Genomic DNA, 1,290 nt, shown 5'->3' with positions numbered 1-1,290 from the left:
TTGCACTTTGAAAACTGGATACAGAAGAACAATGCGCAATTAGGAAGATCCAATTGTAATATAGGTGATAACCCTTTGATGGTTAAGCTACAAAGGGCACACGGTGGATGCCTTGGCGCCAGGAGCCGACGAAGGACGTGGCGAACGACGAAACGCTTCGGGGAGCTGTAAGCGAGCTTTGATCCGGAGATGTCCGAATGGGGAAACCCACTGCCCGTAATGGGGTAGTACTCCTGCCTGAATCCATAGGGCAGCGAGAGGCAGACCAGGGGAACTGAAACATCTAAGTACCCTGAGGAAAAGAAAACAATCAGTGATTCCGTCAGTAGCGGCGAGCGAACGCGGAGGAGCCCAAACCAGAAGGTTCGCCTTCTGGGGTTGTAGGGCGTCTCACATGGAGTTACAAAAGACGGTCATAGACGAAGCGGTCTGGAAAGGCCCATCAGAGAAGGTAACAATCCTGTAGTTGAAATGACCGTCTCTCCGAGACGTACCCTGAGTAGGGCGGGACACGTGAAACCCCGTCTGAATCCGGGAGGACCATCTCCCAAGGCTAAATACTACCTGGCGACCGATAGTGAACCAGTACCGTGAGGGAAAGGTGAAAAGCACCCCGGGAGGGGAGTGAAAGAGATCCTGAAACCGTGTGCCTACAATTAGTCGGAGCACAATTGCTGTGTGACGGCGTGCCTTTTGTAGAATGAACCGGCGAGTTACGGTTGCGTGCAAGGTTAAGTCTGAGAAGACGGAGCCGCAGCGAAAGCGAGTCTGAATAGGGCGAATGAGTACGTAGCCGTAGACCCGAAACCGTGTGATCTACCCATGTCCAGGGTGAAGGTGCGGTAACACGCACTGGAGGCCCGAACCCACGTACGTTGAAAAGTGCGGGGATGAGGTGTGGGTAGCGGAGAAATTCCAATCGAACTCGGAGATAGCTGGTTCTCCCCGAAATAGCTTTAGGGCTAGCCTCGGATTCCTGTACCGGAGGTAGAGCACTGATTGGATGCGGGCCCCTCGCGGGGTACCAAATTCAGTCAAACTCCGAATGCCGGATACAGCAGGTCCGGGAGTCAGACTGCGAGTGCTAAGATCCGTAGTCAAAAGGGAAACAGCCCAGATCACCAGCTAAGGTCCCTAAATGTACGCTAAGTGGGAAACGATGTGGAGTTGCCCAGACAACCAGGATGTTGGCTTAGAAGCAGCCACCATTTAAAGAGTGCGTAATAGCTCACTGGTCGAGTGACTCTGCGCGGAAAATGTAACGGGGCTAAGCGTACTACCGAAGCTGTG

1 rRNA gene is annotated in these 1,290 nt (G+C 53.3%); it reads left to right on the top strand.

Features of this window, described 5'->3' with window-relative positions:
* Positions 1 to 80: 80 nt before the first annotated feature.
* Positions 81 to 1,290 (top strand): 23S ribosomal RNA (locus HMPREF0083_RS12790); the annotation flags it as partial.

This window comes from Aneurinibacillus aneurinilyticus ATCC 12856 (assembly GCF_000466385.1).
GTDB lineage: Bacteria > Bacillota > Bacilli > Aneurinibacillales > Aneurinibacillaceae > Aneurinibacillus > Aneurinibacillus aneurinilyticus.
This window is presented reverse-complemented; position numbering and strand designations above follow the sequence as displayed.